Source organism: Pseudomonas sp. P5_B2 (genome assembly GCF_056400445.1).
The window spans coordinates 1-867 of record NZ_JBFULH010001201.1 but is presented as its reverse complement, the minus strand read 5'-3'; the positions used below and the strand labels follow the sequence as shown (position 1 = coordinate 867).

Genomic DNA, 867 nt, shown 5'->3' with positions numbered 1-867 from the left:
AGGTTGCAGCGATGCTTGTTGCTCGAGACCCTAATATTGATAATCCTGCCTTTCGAAACACAACGATGTTGTATGTTAAACACCTCAGCGAGCAGATTGATATGGAGCCCAATTTCAACTTGCAGAGCAACAGAACGACGATAGAGTTTTCAAGGCGCACGAGGAGCAGCCAAGAACTCTAAAAGTCACGCCAGGCGTTATGTGAGGCGATTGCAATGGACAAGCTGGCTGAAGTATTTCGTATTAACAGACGAATAGAGTCGGAATACGAAGCAGCTGAATCACTGATTAGAGATAAAGAAGTGATTAAGGGGCTTCGGTTCCTGATTGAGCTAGACGAGCTTGCAACCAAATACCAATTTGCCCCCCGAGATATCCTGCTGCTTCTTTTCCCTGAACTGGCAAGCGAACAGATAGAGACTCTGAGCAACGCTACACCTGCACCGGTACGAGTATCGTCCTCTGCTTCTCATTTGAACCGCCGTGCAGCGCAGCGCGCGGTTAGACGGTACACAAACCCTCTTACAGGAGAGGTACTGGAAATACGAGGCGCGAACCATAAAAAGTTGAAGCAATGGAAAGCCGAATTTGGGGCTGAGGTGGTTGAAGCCTGGTGGGAGCCAGCTTCTGGGCCTCATACCGATTAGCCGAGTATTTTCGCTGATCGCCTCACCAGGCTGAAGGATAGATTTTTGTAGAGATTTACCGCTGACTGAATTTCAGGGTCATCGCTAGCTTGAGCCGCTTCTACCAGCCCCTTACGAAACCGGATAACTTCCCTGGCAATTGATGCCTTTGTTAGTCCGTCCCAGCGAAAGAGCTTGGAAAATAGATAGGTAGAGGGCAGGGGGGAGCTAGAATTAACAC

At 49.0% G+C, this 867-nt stretch carries 3 protein-coding genes; 2 read left to right on the top strand and 1 reads right to left on the bottom strand.

Annotation, left to right across the window (positions count from 1 at the left end; translation table 11 throughout):
- Together AC1DRJ_RS30210 and AC1DRJ_RS30205 are read left to right on the top strand one after the other, a co-directional pair.
- Positions 1 to 182 (top strand): hypothetical protein (locus tag AC1DRJ_RS30210; protein ID WP_477805343.1); only part of this gene is annotated, 182 nt, incomplete at its 5' end.
- A gap of 33 nt (positions 183 to 215) precedes the next feature.
- Positions 216 to 647, top strand: coding sequence for a histone-like nucleoid-structuring protein, MvaT/MvaU family (locus AC1DRJ_RS30205; RefSeq protein WP_477805342.1), 432 nt, complete (start codon positions 216 to 218; stop codon positions 645 to 647).
- On the opposite strand, the gene AC1DRJ_RS30200 is transcribed toward AC1DRJ_RS30205, so the two are convergent.
- Positions 644 to 867: hypothetical protein (locus tag AC1DRJ_RS30200; protein WP_477805341.1), on the bottom strand; the 224-nt coding region annotated here is incomplete at its 5' end. The two genes, AC1DRJ_RS30205 and AC1DRJ_RS30200, sit on opposite strands and share 4 nt — an antisense overlap.

Bases quoted from the DNA above. Each gene is read 5' to 3' on its own strand.
- AC1DRJ_RS30205 (WP_477805342.1), top strand. From the start codon at position 216: ATGGACAAGCTGGCTGAAGTATTTCGTATTAACAGACGAATAGAGTCG.